This is a genomic window from Duganella sp. CF517 (assembly GCF_900110275.1).
Taxonomy (GTDB): domain Bacteria; phylum Pseudomonadota; class Gammaproteobacteria; order Burkholderiales; family Burkholderiaceae_D; genus Rugamonas.
On sequence record NZ_FODC01000006.1, the window covers coordinates 18339 to 35994 of the forward strand.

Below are 17656 nucleotides of genomic sequence, written 5' to 3' on the forward strand. Positions count from 1 at the left end.
GGCACGCCCTCCGTGTGCTACCCTTGGGGCTGTCCCCAACCTCCAGAGGAGCCCCCCGCGCATGCCCCACAATATCAGTCTGATCACCACAATCGCAGCGGCGCTGGGCTTCGGCCTGGTGTTCGGCTACCTTGCAACGCGCCTCAAGCTCCCGGCGCTGGTTGGTTATCTGGCTGCGGGTATCATGTTGGGACCGGCGACACCAGGCTTCGTCGCCGACGCCGCGCTGGCGTCGCAGCTGGCCGAAATCGGCGTCATGCTGATGATGTTCGGCGTCGGCCTGCACTTCTCGCTCGACGACCTGTGGGCGGTGCGCAAGGTGGCGCTGCCCGGCGCGGTGCTGCAAATCGCCGTCGCCACCGCGCTCGGCATGGCGCTGGCCCACTTCTGGGGCTGGAGCATCGGCGGCGGCCTGGTGTTCGGCCTGGCGCTGTCGGTGGCCAGCACCGTGGTGCTGCTGCGCGCGCTGGAGGAACGCGGCATCCTCGATACCTTCAACGGCCGCATCGCGGTCGGCTGGCTGGTGGTGGAAGACCTGGTCACCGTCATGGTGCTGGTGCTGCTGCCGGCGCTGGCCGGATCGCTCGGCGGCGTCTCGCTCGACGCCCACGGTGTCGCCATCCCCGCCGGCGAAGTCGATCTGTGGGGCACGCTGGCCGTCACGCTGGGCAAGGTCGGCGCCTTCATCGCGCTGATGCTGGTGGTCGGCCGCAAGCTGTTCCCGTGGATCCTGTGGCAGGTGGCGCGCACCGGCTCGCGCGAGCTGTTCACCTTGTGCGTGATCGCCGCCGCCGTCGGTATCGCCTACGGCTCGACGCACTACTTCGGCGTCTCGTTCGCGCTGGGCGCATTCTTCGCCGGCATGGTGCTGCGCGAGTCGGAACTGGCGCACCGCGCGGCGCAGGAATCGCTGCCGCTGCGCGACGCGTTCGCGGTGCTGTTCTTCGTTTCGGTGGGCATGCTGTTCGAACCGACCATCGTGACCGAGCAGCCGCTCAAATTGCTGGCGGTGGTGGCCATCATCGTGTTCGGCAAATCGCTGGCCGCCTTCGTGCTGGTGGTGCTGCTGCGCTACCCGGCCAAGACGGCGCTGATGGTGTCGGCCAGCCTGGCGCAGATCGGCGAGTTCTCCTTCATCCTGGCGGCGCTGGGGTTGTCGCTCAAGCTCATGCCGATCGAGGGCCAGAGCCTGATCCTGGCCGGCGCCATCATCTCGATCGCGCTCAATCCGGTGGTGTTCCGCCTCTCCAAACCGCTGGAACGCTGGATGGGCAAGGACGGTTCGATGGTGTCGAAATTCGAGCGCACGGCCGATCCGCTGGCCGAGCTGCCGATGTCGGTGCCGCACGAGCATCTGGACGGGCAGGTGGTGCTGGTGGGGTATGGGCGCGTGGGCCGGCGCATCGCCGAGGTGCTGGTCAAGCACGGCATCCCGTTCGTGGTGGCGGAGCAGAACCGCGAGATCGTCGACCAGCTGCGCAAGGACGGCATCCACGCGGTGGCCGGCAACGCGGGCGAGCCGGCGGTGCTGATCCAGGCGCACATCGCGCGCGCCGGCATGCTGGTGATCGCGACGCCGGACACCTTCCATGTGCGGGCGATGGTGGAGACGGCGCGTTTGCTCAACCCGAACATCAAAACCGTGGTGCGCACGCATAACGAACAGGAAGCGGAACTGCTGCGCAGCGAATTGGCCGGCAAGATCTTCATCGGCGAGGAGGAACTGGCCAACGGCATGACCGATTTCGTCGTCACCAATTTCGAGCGTAACAGCGGCGCGCATTGAACCAGCGGCCGCCTTCGACCGGTTGCGTTACAGGCCCAGGCCGACAGCCAGCTCCGCGCCTTCCTTGATGGCGCGCTTGGCGTCCAGCTCCGCCGCCAGCGCGGCGCCGCCGATCTTGCGGAAGCGCGGCCACGACGGATTCGCTTTCGCCTCCTCCTCCGACGGCATCAACTCGGTCAGGCTGTCCTGGCCCGCGCACACCACCACGTTATCCACCGACAGCAAGCGCTGCTCGCCGCCGACCGTGATGTGCAAGCCATGGTCGTCGATCCGGTCGTACTGCACGCCCCCGATCATCACCACGCCATTGCGCGCGAGGACGGCGCGGTGCACCCAGCCCGAGGTCTTGCCCAGCCCCGCCCCCAGCTTGGACGTCTTGCGCTGCAACAGATACAACTGCCGCACCGGCTCCGGCGTCGCCGGCGCGACCAGGCCGCCCGGCGTGTCGCCCTTCAAACCCACGCCCCATTCCCTGGCCCAGACATCCAGCGCCAGCGGCAGCGGATGCTTAGGATCGTGCAGCAGATATTCGCCGACATCGAAGCCGATGCCGCCGGCGCCGATGATGGCCACGCGCTTGCCGACCGGCGCCTTGTTCTGCAACACGTCGATATACGACAGCACCTTCGGATGATCGATGCCTTCGATCGGCGGGCGGCGCACCTTGATGCCGGTGGCGACCACCACCTCGTCATAACCCTCGGCGATCAGCTGCTCGCGCGTCACGCGCACGCCCAGCTTGAGCTTCACGCCGGTCAAATCGATCCGGCGGCGGAAGTAGCGGATGGTCTCGGCGAATTCCTCCTTGCCCGGAATTTGCATGGCGATCTTGAACTGGCCGCCGACGCTGTCGGCCGAGTCGAACAAGGTGACATCGTGGCCGCATTCGGCCGCCACCGTCGCCGCCGACAATCCCGCCGGCCCGGCGCCGACCACCGCCACCCGGCGCGGCCTGGCCGTCCTGGCGTACACCAGTTCCGTCTCGTGGCAGGCGCGCGGGTTGACCAGGCAGCTGGCGCGCTTGTTGGAGAAGGTGTGATCGAGGCAGGCCTGGTTGCAGCCGATGCAGGTGTTGATCTCGTCGGCCTTGCCCTGCGCCGCCTTGACGACGAAGTGCGAGTCGGCCAGGAAGGGGCGCGCCATCGAGATCATGTCGGCGTCGCCGCGCTGCAGGATGCCTTCCGCCTCGGCCGGCATGTTGATGCGGTTCGACGCCACCACCGGTATCGTCAGCTCCAGCCGCAGGCGGCCGGCGATGCCGGCGAAGGCGGCGCGCGGCACCGACGTGACGATGGTCGGCACCCGCGCCTCGTGCCAGCCGTAGCCGCTGTTGAGGATCGTGACGCCGGCCTGCTGCAGCGCCTTGGCCACCGCCACCACGTCCTCCCAGGTATTGCCGCCGTCGACCAGGTCGAGCAGCGAGTGGCGGTACATGATGATGAAGTCATGACCGACTTCGGCGCGGATGCGCTTGACGATTTCCACCGGCAGCCGCATGCGGTTCTCGATGCTGCCGCCCCAGCGGTCGGTGCGCAGGTTGGTGCGCGCGCACAGGAACTGGTTGAGCAGGTAGCCTTCGCTGCCCATCACCTCGATGCCGTCGTAGCCCGCCTCGCGCGCCAGCCTGGCGCAGCGCGCGTAGTCGCGTATCGTCCGCTCGATGCCGGCCTCGGTCAGCGCGCGCGGCTTGAACGGCGAGATCGGCGATTTCTTGTCCGACGCCGACACCACGAACGGCTGATAGCCGTAGCGGCCCGCGTGCAGGATCTGCATCAGGATCTTGCCGCCCTCCTCGTGCACCGCGCTGGTGACGCGGCGGTGATTGCGCACGTCGCCCTTGAAGTTGAGCGTCCCGCCGAAGGGCAGCAACCATCCGGAGCGGTTGGGAGAAATACCGCCGGTGACGATCAGGCCCACGCCCCCGCGCGCGCGCTCCCGGTAGAACGCCGCGAGCTTGCCGTAGTTGTAGAAGCGGTCTTCCAGGCCGGTGTGCATCGATCCCATGACGACGCGGTTGCGCAGCGTGGTGAAACCCAGGTCGAGGGGCGCCAGCAAATGGGGGTATGGTGTATTTGTCATTATGGTTATATGGCCCAGGTGTGATCCGTCAGACTGGATGCCCGCATTAAAACCGAATTCTCTAGACCCGGGCTTCTAAAGGCCCGGCACCGCGTGTATTTTGTAACGGGATGGCGCTTCGCTTGTATTCTGCCACCCTTTCCCTTACGCTGGAACGATGAAGCGATTCCTTGTGTATTTGTTGTTAGGTGTGGCTGCCCCGGTGGCGATGGCACAAGCACCTAAGCTTGAACTACCCAAGCTGGAGGTCTCGGTCAATCGCGTGGACGCCGAAGCGCGGCACATGTACGAAGTGGACGCCACCGCGACGGTGGCGGCGCCACTGCCGAAGGTATGGCGCGTGCTGACTGGCTACGAGCGCATGTCGGAGTTCGTGCCCGACCTGGAATCGTGCAAGGTCCTGTCACGCAACGGCAACGAAGTGATCATCGAACAATTCGGCGTGGCGCGGTTTCTGTTCATGTCCAAGGCCATCCACCTGATCGTGCGGGCGACCGAGCAGCCGATGTCGTCGATCGAAATCTCGCTGATCTCCGGCGACATGAAGCACTACGAATCGAAGTGGGAACTGGTGCCGATGCCGGAGACCGGCGGCACCAGGATCGTCTACAGCGGCAAGCTGCTGCCGAATTTTTATGTGCCGGGCATCCTGGGATCGAACATGATCCGCAGCGACATCGAACACATGATGAGCGCCGTGGTGGCGCGCATCGAGCGCCGCGACGACGGCCCCAAACGGGGCGGCGTGCAGGCCACGCCGGCGGTCCCCGTCAACGCCCCCGCGCCATCGCCGGCACAGCCCAATCAGGCCAGGTAGGTATCGCGCGAGCGCAGCTCGGCGAAGTTTTCCAGGCTGCCGATTTTCACCAGCACCGGATTCAAACTCAATTTGCTCTGCATCGAGCGCCAGGCGAACTGCCACTCCTGCTCCTGCGCCTCGGCCGCCGTCTTGGTGAAGGCGGCGCCCAGCGCGGCGCGGGTGCCGTATTCGACGGCGCCGTCGATGCCGGCCCAGCTGGGGAGCGCGCGCTGCACCGCGCGGTGCAGGCGCTCGCCGAATTCCTCGGTGTTGTGGATGATCAGGCAGGCGTCGGACGAGAACAGCTCGAACAGCTTGCGGTCCCACGCCTTCGAAAAGCTCAGGGTCAGGCAGTTCGAGGCCGGGACGAGGATGAACTGGCCCTGGGTCAGCGCCAGTTCCAGGTCTTCGCGCACGCCGTAGCGGTGCAGGGTCGGAGGGCGTTGGTAGTCGTGCATGTTGGTACTCTATTCTTTACAGGTTATTTGACCGGGGCGCGGCGCACGTGGCGGTGCGAGCGCATCGCCGCCGAGGCGATGAAGATCTCGCGCAGCAGGTAGCAGAAGCTGCCGATCAGCGCCAGCATCGCCACCACGAACATGCCGGCGATGTATTTGTCCAGCGGGGTGTTGGTGATGTCGCCCAAAAACAGCATCGCGATGACCAGGCAAATCAGCAGGCCGCAGGCGGTCGACAGGGTGATCGAGGCGTTGATCAGGTGCGATCTTCGGTACAGCACATCGAGTTCGTTCAGATAGACGTCGCTGTAACCGATGTCGAGCCGGTCCTCCAGCACCCGCGAACGGTCGATGATGCGTGCCAGCCGGTTGGTCAGCACCATCAGGTTAGTGCACACGCCGGTCAGCAGGAACACCGGCGCGATGGCCAGTTGGATAATGTGGCCGATATCGCCGATCTGGATATTCATGATTGCATATAAGCTGGTTTTAATGCGCGCCTCTCTGGGCAGTCGATATTGCTAGTCAAGCCATAGTGTAGCAGCCCGGGACGGGCGCGGGCCGATTCCCGGCGCCGCGCGCGCGAATGTGCGGCGTTTATGCAAACGCGCGGCCGCGCTTGAACTGTTCGGTCGCGCCCACCAGCGCGCGCGCGATCCCCTTTTCCATCGCGCCGTGGCCGGCGTCGGGAATCATGTGCAGCACCGCGCCCGGCCAGGCCTGGCGCAGGCGCCAGGCCGACGACGGCGGGCAAATCACGTCGTAGCGGCCCTGCACGATCACCGCCGGCAGGTGGGCGATGCGGCCCATGTCGCGGATTAGTTGATCGTCTTCGAAGAAGCCCAGGTTGGCCATGTAGTGCGATTCGAGCCGGCCCACGCCCAGGTCGAGCGCGTCCGACGGCGGTTCGTCCGGCTGCGGCAGCAGGAACACGCGGCGGCCCTCGAAACGGCTCCACGCGCGCACCGCCGGCCAGTGGACCTCCGGGTCGTCGCTCATGATGCGGTCGACGTAGGCCTTGAGCAGGTCGCCGCGCTCCGCCTGCGGAATCGGCGCGATGAACTCCTCGTACACTTCGGGGTGGAACCACTGCGCGCCGTACAGGAACCAGTCGATTTCCGCCTGCGTGCACAGGAAGATCCCGCGCAGCACGAAGCCGAGGCAACGCCCGGGATGCGCCTGGCCGTAGGCCAGCGCCAGGGTCGAGCCCCACGAGCCGCCGAACACCAGCCACTGCCCGATGCCGAACAGCGCGCGCAGGCGTTCGATGTCCTCGATCAGCAGCTGGGTGGTGTTGCCGCGGCACTCGCCCAGCGGCAGCGACTTGCCGGCGCCGCGCTGGTCGAACAGGATCACGCGGTACTGTTCCGGGTCGAAGAAGCGGCGGTGCTGCGGCGACAGGCCGGCGCCCGGGCCGCCGTGCAGGAAGATGACCGGAATGCCGTCCGGATTGCCGACCTCCTCCCAATAGATGGTGTGCAGGTCGTCGACCGCCAGCATGCCGTGCCGGGTCGGCAGGATGGGCGGGAACAGGGGCGAGGTCGGGTCGAACATGGCTATCCTTTGCGTATCCGTTGAGCATCGATAGCTGATTGTACGAAAAAAAAGCCAGGATCGCGAACGAACCTGGCTTCGATTGCCGTGGCGGCAAGCTTGCCGCCCCACATGACGGCCGGCTTACGACATGTGCTGGCCGCCGTTGATGGCGATGTTGGCGCCGGTGACGAAGGCCGCCTCGTCCGACGACAGATACGCGACCAGGCCGGCCACTTCCTCGGGCTTGCCCAGGCGCGCCATCGGAATTTGCGGAATGATCTTGGTATCGAGCACTTCCTGCGGGATTTCCATCACCATCTTGGTGCCGATGTAGCCGGGCGAGATGGTGTTGACGGTGACGCCCTTGCGCGCCACTTCCAGCGCCAGCGCCTTGGTGAAACCGTGCATGCCGGCCTTGGCCGCCGAGTAGTTGGTCTGGCCGAAGGCGCCCTTCTGGCCGTTGACCGACGAGATGTTGATGATGCGGCCCCAGCCGCGATCGACCATGCCGTCGCAGACCGGCTTGGTCATGTTGAACACCGAGTCCAGGTTGGTGGCCATGACGGCGTCCCAGTTCGGCTTGTCCATCTTCTTGAACGTCATGTCGCGGGTGATGCCGGCGTTGTTGACCAGCACATCGATCGGACCGATGTCCTTTTCGATGGCGGCCACGCACGCCTGCGCCGAATCGTAGTCCGCCACGTCGCACGGATAGGCGCGGAAGTTGAACCCCTGGTCGCGCGTCGTGGCGAGCCACTGCTCGACCTTGGGATTGCCGGGGGAATACGTCGTGACCACGCAATAGCCGAGCGCCGACAGCTTGAAACACACCGCTTCGCCCAGACCGCCCATACCGCCAGTTACCAATGCAACTCTTGCCATTTTATTGTCCCCTCTTCGTAGTTGATACCAAACTTCGCTGACACCAAAGTTCGCGCGCCGCCCCGCGACCGCGGAGGCGGCATGTTTTATTCTTACGGACGCTCGATCGCCAGCGCCACGCCCATGCCGCCGCCGATGCACAGCGAGGCCAGGCCCTTCTTGGCGTCGCGGCGTATCATTTCGTGGATCAGGGTGACCAGGATGCGGGCGCCGGACGCGCCGATCGGGTGGCCGATGGCGATGGCGCCGCCGTTGACGTTGATCTTGCTGGTGTCCCAGCCCATTTCCTTGTTGACGGCGACGGCCTGCGCGGCGAAGGCTTCGTTGATTTCCATCAGGTCCAGGTCGTCCGGGGTCCAGCCGGCCTTTTTCAGGCACAGGCGGCTGGCCGAGACCGGGCCCATGCCCATCAGCGCCGGGTCCAGGCCGGACGAGGCGTAGGCCTTGACCTTGGCCAGCACCGGCAGGCCCAGTTCTTTGGCCTTGGTGGCGGACATCATGATGACGGCGGCGGCGCCATCGTTCAGGCCGGACGCGTTGCCGGCGGTGACGCTGCCTTCCTTGTTGAACGCCGGACGCAGGCCGGCCAGGCCTTCGAGGGTCGAGCCGGGCTTGATGTATTCGTCGCTGTCGAAGACCACGGTGCCTTTTTTATTGGCGATTTCCAGCGGCAGGATTTCATCCTTGAACTTGCCTTCTTTTTGAGCGGCTTCGGCCTTCAGCTGCGATTGCAGCGCGAACTCGTCCTGCTCGGCGCGCGAGATGTCGTGTTTCTTCGCGACGTTCTCGGCGGTGATGCCCATGTGGTACTGGTTGAACGCGTCCCACAGGCCGTCGACGATCATGGTGTCGACCATCTTGATCTCGCCCATGCGGAAGCCGTCGCGCGAGCCCGGCATCGCGTGCGGCGCGGCGCTCATGTTTTCCTGGCCGCCGGCGATGACGATTTGTGCGTCGCCACATTTAATCGCCTGGGCCGCCAGGTGGGTGGCTTTCAAACCGCTGCCGCACACGTGGTTGATGGTGAAACCGGGGATGGAATTGGGCAGGCCGGACTTGATGACCGCCTGGCGGGCCGGATTCTGGCCGACGCCGGCGGTCAGCACCTGGCCCAGGATCGCTTCGCTGATCTGGCTTGGATCGATGCCGGTCTTGGCCAGCAGGCCCTTGATCACGTGCGCGCCCAGGTCCGAGGCCGCGATCTTGGCGAGGCTGCCGCCGAATTTGCCGACACCGGTACGGCCAGCGGCCACGATAACTACATCATCCATATGACTCTCCAATACGCCGGCCGTGGCCGGCTTAGTTTAGCAACAACATTAGCAACACGTTAGCAACTGCGCGAACGTCGATAATACGCCTACGGCGGCGAGGCCGTGGGGGGTTTCGATTGTGCGTCGCCGCGAGGAATGGCCACTATTTCTCTAGCAGCATCCATGCCAGCGACTGTCCCAAGTCGCGGAGCCATCGTAAGCGCCCGGATTTGGCAACACTTTGATTTGTGTCAATCTTTGTATCGACCTGCCGCAAGACATTTTGAAGAAACCATGCAAATTTGTCACGACAATAATCTGATACCGTCGAGCGTGGCGGCGCACTGCTCGCGTATCACTTTGACGAAATCGAGCACGTAGGCTTTCTGCCGTTGCGACTCCGGCACCGACACGAACAGGTCGCTCCACAGGCCGTGGTCGCCGACCGGCTTGGCGATCACGTAGTCGTAGTCGACGTAGTTCTTGATGGCCCAGTTGGGCAAGGCGGCGATGCCGCGGCGGCTGGCGACCAGTTGCAGCACGGCGACGGTCAGCTCGGCGGTGCGGCGCTGGACCTGGATGCCGGCCGGTTGCAGCACTTCGCGGATCAGATCGATGCGGGTTTCCGGCACCGGATAGGTGATCAGCGTCTCGCCCTCGAAGTCGGCCGCCTGCAGGCGGCGCTGCATCGCCAGCCGGTGCTTTTGCGCCATCACGACCAAAATTTCATAACGGAACAGCGGGAACGTGACGAAATCCGGGCCATACGCCGAGCCGATGACGAGGTCGGCGGCGCCGACGCGCAGCAGCTCGGCCGGCTCGCTGTGGAAACCGGACACCAGGTCGATTTCCACGTCCGGCCAGCGTTTGCGGAACTCGTCCATGACCGGCATCAGCCAATCGAAGCAGGTGTGGCACTCGAGCGCGACGCGCAGCTGGCCGGTGTCGCCCTGCGTCAGTCGCGCCACTTCGCGCTCGGCCGCCTCGATTTCCGGCAACAGCATATCGGCCAGTTTGAGCAGCCGCGCGCCGGTGGCGGTAAAGCCTATCGGCACCGATTTCCGCTCAAAAAGCGGCCCGCCGTAGCGATCTTCCAGCAACTTGATCTGATGGGACAACGCCGACTGGGTCAGGTTGAGCAGTTGGGCGGCGCGCACCAGGCTGCCCGCCGAACGAAGGGCGCTCAAGGTGCGAAGGTGGCGTATCTCTAGCATGGTCTATTAAAAATTTTCATGTGAAACTACAAAATCTTTCGTTTTGATTATAGACCGGAATGCCGCAAACTTTATCGCATCAATATTAAATGCGGATGACACCGATCATGACACCATCAAATAAAGCGGCCCCGAGCCACATCAACATCCACATCCCGGGTTTTCCGCGCATCGGCGCGGCCCGCGAACTGAAATTCGCGCTCGAGGCGCACTGGCGCGGCGAGCTGGACGAAGCCGGCCTGGAAGACGTGGGCCGCGCGCTGCGCGCGCGCCACTGGGCGTTGCAGGAGCGGGCCGGGCTGGACTTCGTCAGCGTCGGCGACTTCGCCTTCTACGACCAGGTCGCCAATCATGTTCAGCTATTGGGCTGCGAACCGGCGCGCTACGGCTTCGATCCCCGCCAATCGCAGCTGAGCCGCTATTTCGCCATGGCGCGCGGCGACGGCGGCGCGGAGCACAAGGAATGCGGCCATGACTGCGGCCACGACCATGCCGACGATGGCGACGTGCATGCCTCGGCCGCGCTGGAAATGACCAAATGGTTCGACACCAATTACCACTACCTGGTGCCCGAATTCACGCCGGAAACGGCGTTCTCGCTGACCTGCGAGCGGCTGTTCGACGAGGTCGCGGAAGCGCAGGCGCTGGGCCACGCGGTCAAGGCCGTGCTGCTCGGGCCGCTGAGCTTCCTGTGGCTGGGCAAGGAAAAAGGCGGCGCCGCCGCGCAGGCGGTCGAGCACAGCTTCAACCGCCTCGACCTGCTCGACAAGCTGCTGCCGGTCTACGGCGCGCTGCTGGACCGCCTGAAGGCGCAAGGCGTGCAATGGGTGCAGGTCGACGAACCCATCCTCGGCCTCGACCTGCCGGCGCCATGGCGCAGCGCGTTCGAAAACACCTACTGGCAGTTGAACCAGGTCGGCGTGCCGCTGCTGCTGGCGACCTATTTCTCGCCGCTGGAGGAAAACCTGAGCCTGGCGTGCCGGCTGCCGGTGGCGGGATTGCATGTGGACGGCGTGCGCGCCGCGCATGAGCTGGCCAGCATCGCCGACTGGCTGCCGGTGCACAAGGTGCTGTCGGTCGGCATCGTCGACGGCCGCAACATCTGGCGCACCGACCTGGACGCGGCGCTGGCCACCCTGGCGCCCATCGTCGAGAAGCGCGGCGGCAAGCTGTGGCTGTCGTCGTCGTGCTCGCTGCTGCACGTGCCGTTCACGCTCGCCGCCGAAACCGCGCTCGACGGCGAGATCAAATCGTGGCTGGCCTTCGCCACCGAAAAACTGGACGAGCTGTACCTGCTCAAGCATACGCTGCAGGGCAACCACGAAGCCCCGGTCAGCGACGCGCTGGAGCGCTCGCGCGCGGCGCTGGCCGGGCGCCGCGCCAGCGAACGCGTGCATCAGGCCGCCGTGCGGGAGCGCCTGGCGACGCTGGGCGGCGACGCCGACCGCAGGCAATCGGCTTTCGCGCAGCGCCAGGCGGTGCAGCGCGCGCGCCTGCGATTGCCGGACTTTCCGACCACCACCATCGGCTCGTTCCCGCAAACGCCGGCCATCCGCGCCGCCCGCGCCGGCTACAAACGCGGCGAGCTGGACGCCGCCGGCTACGAAGGCAAGATGCGCGACGAGATCGCCTACGCGGTGCGCCGCCAGGAGGCGCTGGGACTCGACGTGCTGGTGCACGGCGAGGCCGAGCGCAACGACATGGTCGAATATTTCGGCGAACAGCTCGACGGCTTCGTCTTCACGCAACTGGGCTGGGTGCAATCGTACGGCTCGCGCTGCGTCAAGCCGCCGATCATTTACGGCGACGTCAGCCGTCCGAAGCCGATGACGGTGGACTGGACCGTGCACGCGCAAAGCCTGACCGGCAAACCGATGAAGGGCATGCTGACGGGACCGATCACGATTTTGCAGTGGTCGTTCGTGCGCGACGACCAGCCGCGCTCGCGCACGGCGCTGCATATCGCGCTGGCGATCCGCGACGAGGTGGCCGATTTGCAGCGGGCCGGCATCGGCATCATCCAGATCGACGAGCCGGCCGTGCGCGAAGGCTTGCCGCTGCGCCGCGGCCGCTGGGACGAGTATCTGGACTGGGCCACGCGCGCGTTCCGCGTCTCGGCCGGCGCGGCGGCGGACGGCACGCAGATCCATACGCACATGTGCTATGCCGAGTTCAACGACATCCTGCCGCAGATCGCCGCGATGGACGCCGACGTGATCACGATCGAGACCAGCCGCTCGGACATGGAATTGCTCAACGGCTTCGGGCAATTCCGCTATCCGAACGAGATCGGGCCGGGCGTGTACGACATCCACTCGCCGCGCGTGCCGGGCCAGGCGGAAATGGTGCGGCTGCTGCGCAAGGCCAGCGCGGTAATTCCTGCTGGCAATCTCTGGGTGAATCCGGACTGCGGCCTGAAGACGCGCGGCTGGGCGGAGACGGAGACGGCGCTGCGCAATATGGTGGCGGCGGCGCACCAGCTGCGCGCCGAGCACGCGATTTATTGAGGGGCCCGCCACGGCGCAACGCCGTCATCGGCCAGGGCTGCGCCGCCGGCGGCGCATGCATTGGCCGATGACGCGACGCCGATCCGCCCCACGTGTATCGGAATTTGCCGAGGTCCCGCGCCGGCGCGCCATGCGACCGAGGCCCGGACCCTGGCCGCCGCGCCGGCCCCATCCCGCATTTTTACTGGCCCGGTAAGCCGTGCGCCCTCCCCATCCGCCGCTTTCCACAGTAGAATGCTCGTGCCTGCGCATGCGCGCGAGGTTATTCACCTCACATACCTCTAATACTGTCGCCCATGTCCAAGAGCCTGTTTCAAAAGCCCATCGAAATCAAGATTTCCACCGTCGTCGCCGTCTCCGCCATCCTGGCGACCGCCGACAGCATCGCGCTCGACGCCGCGCTGGCCGAAATGACCGGCGGCACCACCGACTTCTTCGAGGACGACCTGGCCGTGATCGACGTCGCCGCGCTACCGGCCGGCAGCGATCCGGTCGACTGGGCCGGCATCATCGCGCTGCTGAAAAAATACCGCTTGAATCCGGTCGCCGTGCGCAACGCGCCGCCGTCGATGGCCGCCGACATCGCCGCCCACGGACTGAGCCTGGAAACCGCGACCAAGCCGCGCGCCGACGAGGCCGACGCCGTCGCGGCCAAAGCGGCCGCCAAGGCAACGGCTCCTGCACCGGCGCCGGCGCCGGCGCCCACCAAAGCGCCGGTGGCGGCGGCCACCGCCGCCGCCGCCACCGACAGCCTGCCGGGCAACGCCGGCGTCATGATCATCGACACGCCGGTGCGCGCCGGCCAGCGCATCTACGCGCGCGGCTGCGACCTGATCATCACGGCGGTCGTCAACAACGGCGCCGAAGTCATCGCCGACGGCAGCATCCATGTCTACAACACGCTGCACGGCCGCGCGCTGGCGGGCGCCTCCGGCAATCCCGAGGCGCGCATCTTCGCCATGACCATGTCGCCGGAATTGGTGTCGATTGCCGGCGTTTACCGTACTTTTGAAGACGGGTTCCCCGCCGAGTTCGCGCGTTCCCCTGCGCAAATCCGCTTGGTCGGCGACCGAATCGATATACTATCTGTCAATTCCGCGAACCGCGCCTGAACGGCCTGCTGTTCGTCTCTCTGAAAAGGATTATTTGTGGCGAGAATCATTGTAGTGACGTCCGGCAAGGGCGGTGTCGGTAAGACGACTTCCAGCGCGAGCTTTTCCACCGGCCTGGCCATGCGCGGCCATAAGACCGCCGTCATCGACTTCGACGTCGGCCTGCGCAACCTCGACCTGATCATGGGCTGCGAACGCCGCGTGGTGTACGACCTGATCAACGTGATCAACAAGGAAGCGTCGCTGACCCAGGCGCTGATCAAGGACAAGCACTGCGACAACCTGTTCATCCTGCCGGCCTCGCAGACGCGCGACAAGGATGCGCTGTCGGAAGACGGCGTGGAAGTCGTGCTGCACGAACTGATCAACATGGGCTTCGAATTCATCATCTGCGATTCGCCGGCCGGCATCGAGCATGGCGCCCTGATGGCGCTGACGTTCGCCGACGAAGCGATCATCGTCACCAATCCGGAAGTGTCGTCGGTGCGCGATTCGGACCGCATCCTCGGCATCATCCAGGCCAAGTCGCGCCGCGCCCAGACCGGCGGCGAGCCGGTCAAGGAACACCTGCTGATCACCCGCTACTCGCCGAAACGCGTGGAAGCGGACGAAATGCTGTCGTACCAAGACGTGCAGGAAATTCTGCGCATTCCTTTGATCGGCATCATCCCGGAATCGGAATCGGTGCTGCACGCTTCGAACCAGGGTAACCCGGCCATTCACTTCAAGGGCACCGATGTCGCGGAAGCCTACGAAGACGTGGTGTCGCGCTTCCTCGGGCAGGAATTGCCGTTGCGCTTCGTCAATTATGAAAAGCCAGGTCTTCTGCAGCGTATTTTTGGGAGCAAGTGACATGGCCCTGCTTTCTTTCCTGTTCCCGCAAAAACAGAAAACCGCGACAGCGGCCAAGGAGCGGTTGCAGATCATCATCGCGCGCGAGCGCAATGGCCGCAGCGGTCCGGATTTTCTGCCGGCGCTGCATAAGGAATTGATCGAGGTGATTTCGAAGTACACCAAGGTCAACGCCGACGACATCAAGATTTCGCTCGACCGCCAGGGCAACCTGGAAGTACTCGACGTCAACGTGGTGCTGCCGGACGCGTAAAAAAATGGCGGGCCGCGCGGCCCGCCAACGTGTCACCAGCGACACACTTCATGCCGGACGGGCCAGCGCGCCGTCGTGCGCGACACCGGCCGTCACCAGCTTGGCCGCCACCTTGGCGCAGGCTTCCACGTGCTGGTAGCCGATCTGCCGGAACGCGAAAAATCCGATCCCGGCCGCCGCCAGCTGGCCGGCCAGCGGCACCATCTTGCCGGCCTGGCGCGCCACCACCTTCATGCCGCTGCGGCGCAACAACTGCGTGACCACTTCGCGCGTCACCACCTTACCGATCAGCATGCCGCCGACGCCGATCGCCGCTTCATAGGCGATCAGCCTGAACTTGGGCTGCAACTTCTCGATCTGCTCGTCGGACAAGCCGAACTCGTGGTTGATGTCGTCGATCAGCTGCGCGAACAGGCGCATGTCCGACACCACGTCGAGGCCCGGAATCGGTACCGCCGCCACGCCGGCCGACACCATCGCGCGGCGCCGCACCAGCTTGCGGCAGCGTTCCCGCACCGCGTCGATATCGCGCGTGGTGCCTGGAACCAGGGTCCAGTTGGTGTTTGTTTTGAGTCCCATCGCGCCTCCCGGATGAACTGAAGATTCTTTCCAAATTTCAACTTCTTCATTGAATTCGGGCTTTTTCCAGTGTACCGTGTAATAACCGGACGGGCGCGCACGATGAAAATAAGCAACAAAAAGTCGTTGTCAAACGACAAACGTTAATGTCCCAAAAAAAATATTTAATCATTCTGCCAATTAATTTGTGAATCTCTGTTATATTTGACGTGACATCTCTTTAACATATATTTCCTACAGGCAGCAGTATGAGAATCGCCGTACTCGACAACGACCGCAGCCAGGCAGACTTGATCTGCCAGGTATTGACCTCCGCCGGCCACATTTGCCACAGTTTTCAGACCGCAAAAGACGTGCTGGCACAGCTGCGTAAAGACAGTTACGACATGCTCATACTCGACTGGCAGGTGGTCGACCTGACCGGTGCCGAGGTGATGCGCCGCGCCCGTGAAAAGCTGCCCGACAGCGCACCCGTTTTGTTCCTCACGACCAGTTCGGGCGAGGACGACATCGTCGCCGGGCTGGCCGCCGGCGCCGACGATTACATGATCAAGCCGCTGCGCCGCAGCGAGATGGTGGCGCGCGTGCAAGCGCTGCTCCGGCGCGCCTATCCGGCCCAGAACGGTGCTGAACAATTGCAATTCGGTCAATACGTGTTCGAGACGCGGCCCGGCCGTTTGCTGATGGACGGCGTGGTGTTGGACGTTACCCACAAAGAGTTCTACCTCGCGCTGTTATTTTTCCGCAACATCGGCCGGCCGCTGTCGCGCGCCTATATCCACGAGGCCGTGTGGATCCGCGAGACCGCCGTGCCGTCCCGGACCATGGACACCCACGTGTCCCGCGTGCGCAACAAATTGCAGCTGAAACCCGAAAACGGCTTCCGCCTGGTGCCGGTCTACAGTTACGGTTACCGCCTGGAAAAACTCGGCGCGGCGTGATTCCCCGCGGCCGCCCGGTTCCATCGAGGCGGCCGCTGCTATGGCTTTAGGCAGCCTCGGGGCAACATACGGGTACATCACGGTATAATGTCCGCTAACTCACCGCCCGGACCCGAAATGCAGCTGCTTGCCGTCGGCCTCAACCACAACACCGCACCGGTCTCGCTCCGCGAGCAGCTGGCGTTCGCCCCTGACCAGCTCGGCCAGGCGGTGGTGGCGGCGCGTTCGTGGTTCGAGCGCATCGACCATCGCGGCAGCGACGAGGCGGCGATCCTGTCGACCTGCAACCGCACCGAGCTCTACGCGGCCAGCCAGGTGCCGGAACCGCTCGACGCCGGCGCCCATTTCCTCGCCGATTTCCACAAACTGAACTACGCCGAACTGCGGCCGCACCTGTATCTGTTGCCGCAGCACGACGCCGTGCGCCACACCTTCCGCGTCGCCTCCGGGCTCGATTCGATGGTGCTGGGCGAGACGCAGATCCTCGGCCAGATCAAGGACGCGATCCGCACCGCCGACGAGGCGGGCGGCCTGGGCACCTATCTGCACCAGCTGTTCCAGCGCAGCTTCTCGGTCGCCAAGGAAGTGCGCAGCACCACCGAGATCGGCGCCCACAGCGTGTCGATGGCCGCCGCCGCCGTGCGCCTGTCGCAGCGCATCTTCGACAAGATCTCCGAGCAGAACGTGCTGTTCATCGGTGCCGGCGAAATGATCGAACTGTGCGCCACCCACTTCGCGGCGCAGAATCCGAAATCCATCACCATCGCCAACCGCACGCTCGAACGCGGCGAGCTGCTGGCGCACCGCTACGGCGGCCGCGCGATCCGCCTGGCCGACCTGCAGGACAAGCTGCACCAGTACGACATCGTCATCTCGTGCACCGCCTCGTCGCTGCCGCTGATCGGCCTTGGCATGGTGGAGCGGGCGATCAAGGCGCGCCGCCACAAGCCGATGTTCATGGTCGATCTGGCCGTGCCGCGCGATATCGAGCCGGAAGTGTCGCGCCTGAACGACGCCTTCCTGTACACCGTCGACGACCTGGGCAAGGTGGTGCAGACCGGGATGGAGAACCGCCAGGCCGCCGTCGCCCAGGCCGAGGCGATCATCGAGACGCGGGTGCAGTCGTTCATGCACTGGATCGACGACCGCGCCGTGGTGCCGGTGATTCAAAGTTTGCAGGAAAACGGCGAGGCGCTGCGCCAGATCGAACTGGAACGCGCCCGCAAGATGCTGGCCAAGGGCGAGGATATCGACGCCGTCCTCGAAGCCCTGTCCAAAGGCCTGACGGCGAAATTCATGCATGGTCCGCAGCAGGCGCTGCACCGTGCCCAGGGCGACGAGCGCGCCCACCTGGCCGAGCTGCTGCCGCAGCTGTTCCGCGGCCGTCGTTAGCGACCCCGCCGCA

At 64.9% G+C, this 17656-nt stretch carries 16 protein-coding genes; 8 read left to right on the forward strand and 8 right to left on the reverse strand.

The genetic code is table 11. The annotated features are described in order from the left end of the window. Positions 1-61: 61 nt before the first annotated feature. On the forward strand, positions 62-1786 hold the full coding sequence (gene ybaL, locus BMX85_RS22215; RefSeq protein WP_090323949.1) for a cation:proton antiporter domain-containing protein: 1725 nt from the start codon (positions 62-64) through the stop codon (positions 1784-1786). A 27-nt stretch (positions 1787-1813) separates the two neighbouring features. On the opposite strand, the gene BMX85_RS22220 is transcribed toward ybaL, so the two are convergent. Then, a complete protein-coding gene (locus BMX85_RS22220) occupies positions 1814-3865 on the reverse strand; it encodes an NADPH-dependent 2,4-dienoyl-CoA reductase (protein ID WP_090323952.1) in 2052 nt (683 codons plus the stop codon). A gap of 208 nt (positions 3866-4073) precedes the next feature. Between BMX85_RS22220 and BMX85_RS22225 the strand changes: the two genes are divergently transcribed. Then, positions 4074-4682 (forward strand): SRPBCC family protein, encoded by a 609-nt coding sequence (locus BMX85_RS22225; RefSeq protein WP_229210625.1) that lies wholly within the window; start codon positions 4074-4076, stop codon positions 4680-4682. Here BMX85_RS22225 and BMX85_RS22230 read toward each other — a convergent pair. The 6 genes from BMX85_RS22230 to BMX85_RS22255 all read right to left on the reverse strand — a co-directional run bounded on the left by BMX85_RS22230 (position 4670) and on the right by BMX85_RS22255 (position 10007). After that, positions 4670-5122: a hypothetical protein gene (locus BMX85_RS22230; RefSeq protein ID WP_090323958.1), complete on the reverse strand. Its 453-nt coding sequence runs from the start codon at positions 5120-5122 to the stop codon at positions 4670-4672. The two genes, BMX85_RS22225 and BMX85_RS22230, sit on opposite strands and share 13 nt — an antisense overlap. A 23-nt stretch (positions 5123-5145) precedes the next feature. Beyond that, positions 5146-5592: a DUF2721 domain-containing protein gene (locus BMX85_RS22235; RefSeq protein WP_090323960.1), complete on the reverse strand. Its 447-nt coding sequence runs from the start codon at positions 5590-5592 to the stop codon at positions 5146-5148. A 127-nt stretch (positions 5593-5719) separates the two neighbouring features. Beyond that, positions 5720-6676: a prolyl aminopeptidase gene (pip, locus tag BMX85_RS22240; protein WP_090323962.1), complete on the reverse strand. Its 957-nt coding sequence runs from the start codon at positions 6674-6676 to the stop codon at positions 5720-5722. 123 nt (positions 6677-6799) lie between these two features. After that, the gene (gene phbB, locus BMX85_RS22245; RefSeq protein ID WP_090323965.1) at positions 6800-7540 is read right to left on the reverse strand and encodes an acetoacetyl-CoA reductase; all 741 of its coding nucleotides are present in this window, start codon (positions 7538-7540) and stop codon (positions 6800-6802) included. Positions 7541-7632: 92 nt separating this feature from the next. Further along, positions 7633-8811: an acetyl-CoA C-acetyltransferase gene (locus BMX85_RS22250; protein ID WP_090323968.1), complete on the reverse strand. Its 1179-nt coding sequence runs from the start codon at positions 8809-8811 to the stop codon at positions 7633-7635. A gap of 287 nt (positions 8812-9098) precedes the next feature. Further along, positions 9099-10007, reverse strand: a complete 909-nt coding sequence (locus BMX85_RS22255; protein WP_090323971.1) for a LysR family transcriptional regulator — start codon at positions 10005-10007, stop codon at positions 9099-9101. A gap of 107 nt (positions 10008-10114) precedes the next feature. Between BMX85_RS22255 and metE the strand changes: the two genes are divergently transcribed. The 4 genes from metE (at position 10115) to minE (ending at position 14731) form a co-directional block, all read left to right on the forward strand. Next, positions 10115-12514, forward strand: coding sequence for a 5-methyltetrahydropteroyltriglutamate--homocysteine S-methyltransferase (gene metE, locus BMX85_RS22260; protein WP_090324695.1), 2400 nt, complete (start codon positions 10115-10117; stop codon positions 12512-12514). Positions 12515-12810: 296 nt separating this feature from the next. After that, positions 12811-13626 (forward strand): septum site-determining protein MinC, encoded by an 816-nt coding sequence (gene minC, locus BMX85_RS22265; RefSeq protein ID WP_090323974.1) that lies wholly within the window; start codon positions 12811-12813, stop codon positions 13624-13626. Positions 13627-13662: 36 nt separating this feature from the next. Further along, positions 13663-14478 (forward strand): septum site-determining protein MinD, encoded by an 816-nt coding sequence (minD, locus tag BMX85_RS22270; RefSeq protein WP_090323976.1) that lies wholly within the window; start codon positions 13663-13665, stop codon positions 14476-14478. A 1-nt stretch (position 14479) separates the two neighbouring features. Then, positions 14480-14731, forward strand: coding sequence for a cell division topological specificity factor MinE (minE, locus tag BMX85_RS22275; RefSeq protein ID WP_090323978.1), 252 nt, complete (start codon positions 14480-14482; stop codon positions 14729-14731). Positions 14732-14779: 48 nt separating this feature from the next. Here the strand turns inward: minE and BMX85_RS22280 are convergent, their stop codons facing one another. Beyond that, a complete protein-coding gene (locus BMX85_RS22280; RefSeq protein ID WP_090323980.1) occupies positions 14780-15310 on the reverse strand; it encodes a hypothetical protein in 531 nt (176 codons plus the stop codon). 248 nt (positions 15311-15558) lie between these two features. On the opposite strand from BMX85_RS22280, the gene BMX85_RS22285 reads away from it, so the two are divergent. Both BMX85_RS22285 and hemA read left to right on the forward strand, forming a co-directional pair. Beyond that, entirely contained in the window at positions 15559-16251 is a 693-nt protein-coding gene (locus BMX85_RS22285; RefSeq protein ID WP_090323982.1) for a response regulator transcription factor, read from the forward strand. 117 nt (positions 16252-16368) lie between these two features. Continuing rightward, positions 16369-17643, forward strand: coding sequence for a glutamyl-tRNA reductase (hemA, locus tag BMX85_RS22290; RefSeq protein WP_090323985.1), 1275 nt, complete (start codon positions 16369-16371; stop codon positions 17641-17643). The last annotated feature ends 13 nt before the right edge of the window (positions 17644-17656 follow it).

Excerpts from the sequence above, each read along its gene's own strand:
- ybaL (WP_090323949.1), top strand. The coding sequence starts at position 62 with ATGCCCCACAATATCAGTCTGATCACCACAATCGCAGCGGCGCTGGGC.
- BMX85_RS22220 (WP_090323952.1), bottom strand. The coding sequence starts at position 3,865 with ATGACAAATACACCATACCCCCATTTGCTGGCGCCCCTCGACCTGGGT.
- BMX85_RS22225 (WP_229210625.1), top strand. The coding sequence starts at position 4,074 with ATGGCACAAGCACCTAAGCTTGAACTACCCAAGCTGGAGGTCTCGGTC.
- BMX85_RS22230 (WP_090323958.1), bottom strand. The coding sequence starts at position 5,122 with ATGCACGACTACCAACGCCCTCCGACCCTGCACCGCTACGGCGTGCGC.
- BMX85_RS22235 (WP_090323960.1), bottom strand. The coding sequence starts at position 5,592 with ATGAATATCCAGATCGGCGATATCGGCCACATTATCCAACTGGCCATC.
- pip (WP_090323962.1), bottom strand. The coding sequence starts at position 6,676 with ATGTTCGACCCGACCTCGCCCCTGTTCCCGCCCATCCTGCCGACCCGG.
- phbB (WP_090323965.1), bottom strand. The coding sequence starts at position 7,540 with ATGGCAAGAGTTGCATTGGTAACTGGCGGTATGGGCGGTCTGGGCGAA.
- BMX85_RS22250 (WP_090323968.1), bottom strand. The coding sequence starts at position 8,811 with ATGGATGATGTAGTTATCGTGGCCGCTGGCCGTACCGGTGTCGGCAAA.
- BMX85_RS22255 (WP_090323971.1), bottom strand. The coding sequence starts at position 10,007 with ATGCTAGAGATACGCCACCTTCGCACCTTGAGCGCCCTTCGTTCGGCG.
- metE (WP_090324695.1), top strand. The coding sequence starts at position 10,115 with ATGACACCATCAAATAAAGCGGCCCCGAGCCACATCAACATCCACATC.
- minC (WP_090323974.1), top strand. The coding sequence starts at position 12,811 with ATGTCCAAGAGCCTGTTTCAAAAGCCCATCGAAATCAAGATTTCCACC.
- minE (WP_090323978.1), top strand. The coding sequence starts at position 14,480 with ATGGCCCTGCTTTCTTTCCTGTTCCCGCAAAAACAGAAAACCGCGACA.
- BMX85_RS22280 (WP_090323980.1), bottom strand. The coding sequence starts at position 15,310 with ATGGGACTCAAAACAAACACCAACTGGACCCTGGTTCCAGGCACCACG.
- BMX85_RS22285 (WP_090323982.1), top strand. The coding sequence starts at position 15,559 with ATGAGAATCGCCGTACTCGACAACGACCGCAGCCAGGCAGACTTGATC.
- hemA (WP_090323985.1), top strand. The coding sequence starts at position 16,369 with ATGCAGCTGCTTGCCGTCGGCCTCAACCACAACACCGCACCGGTCTCG.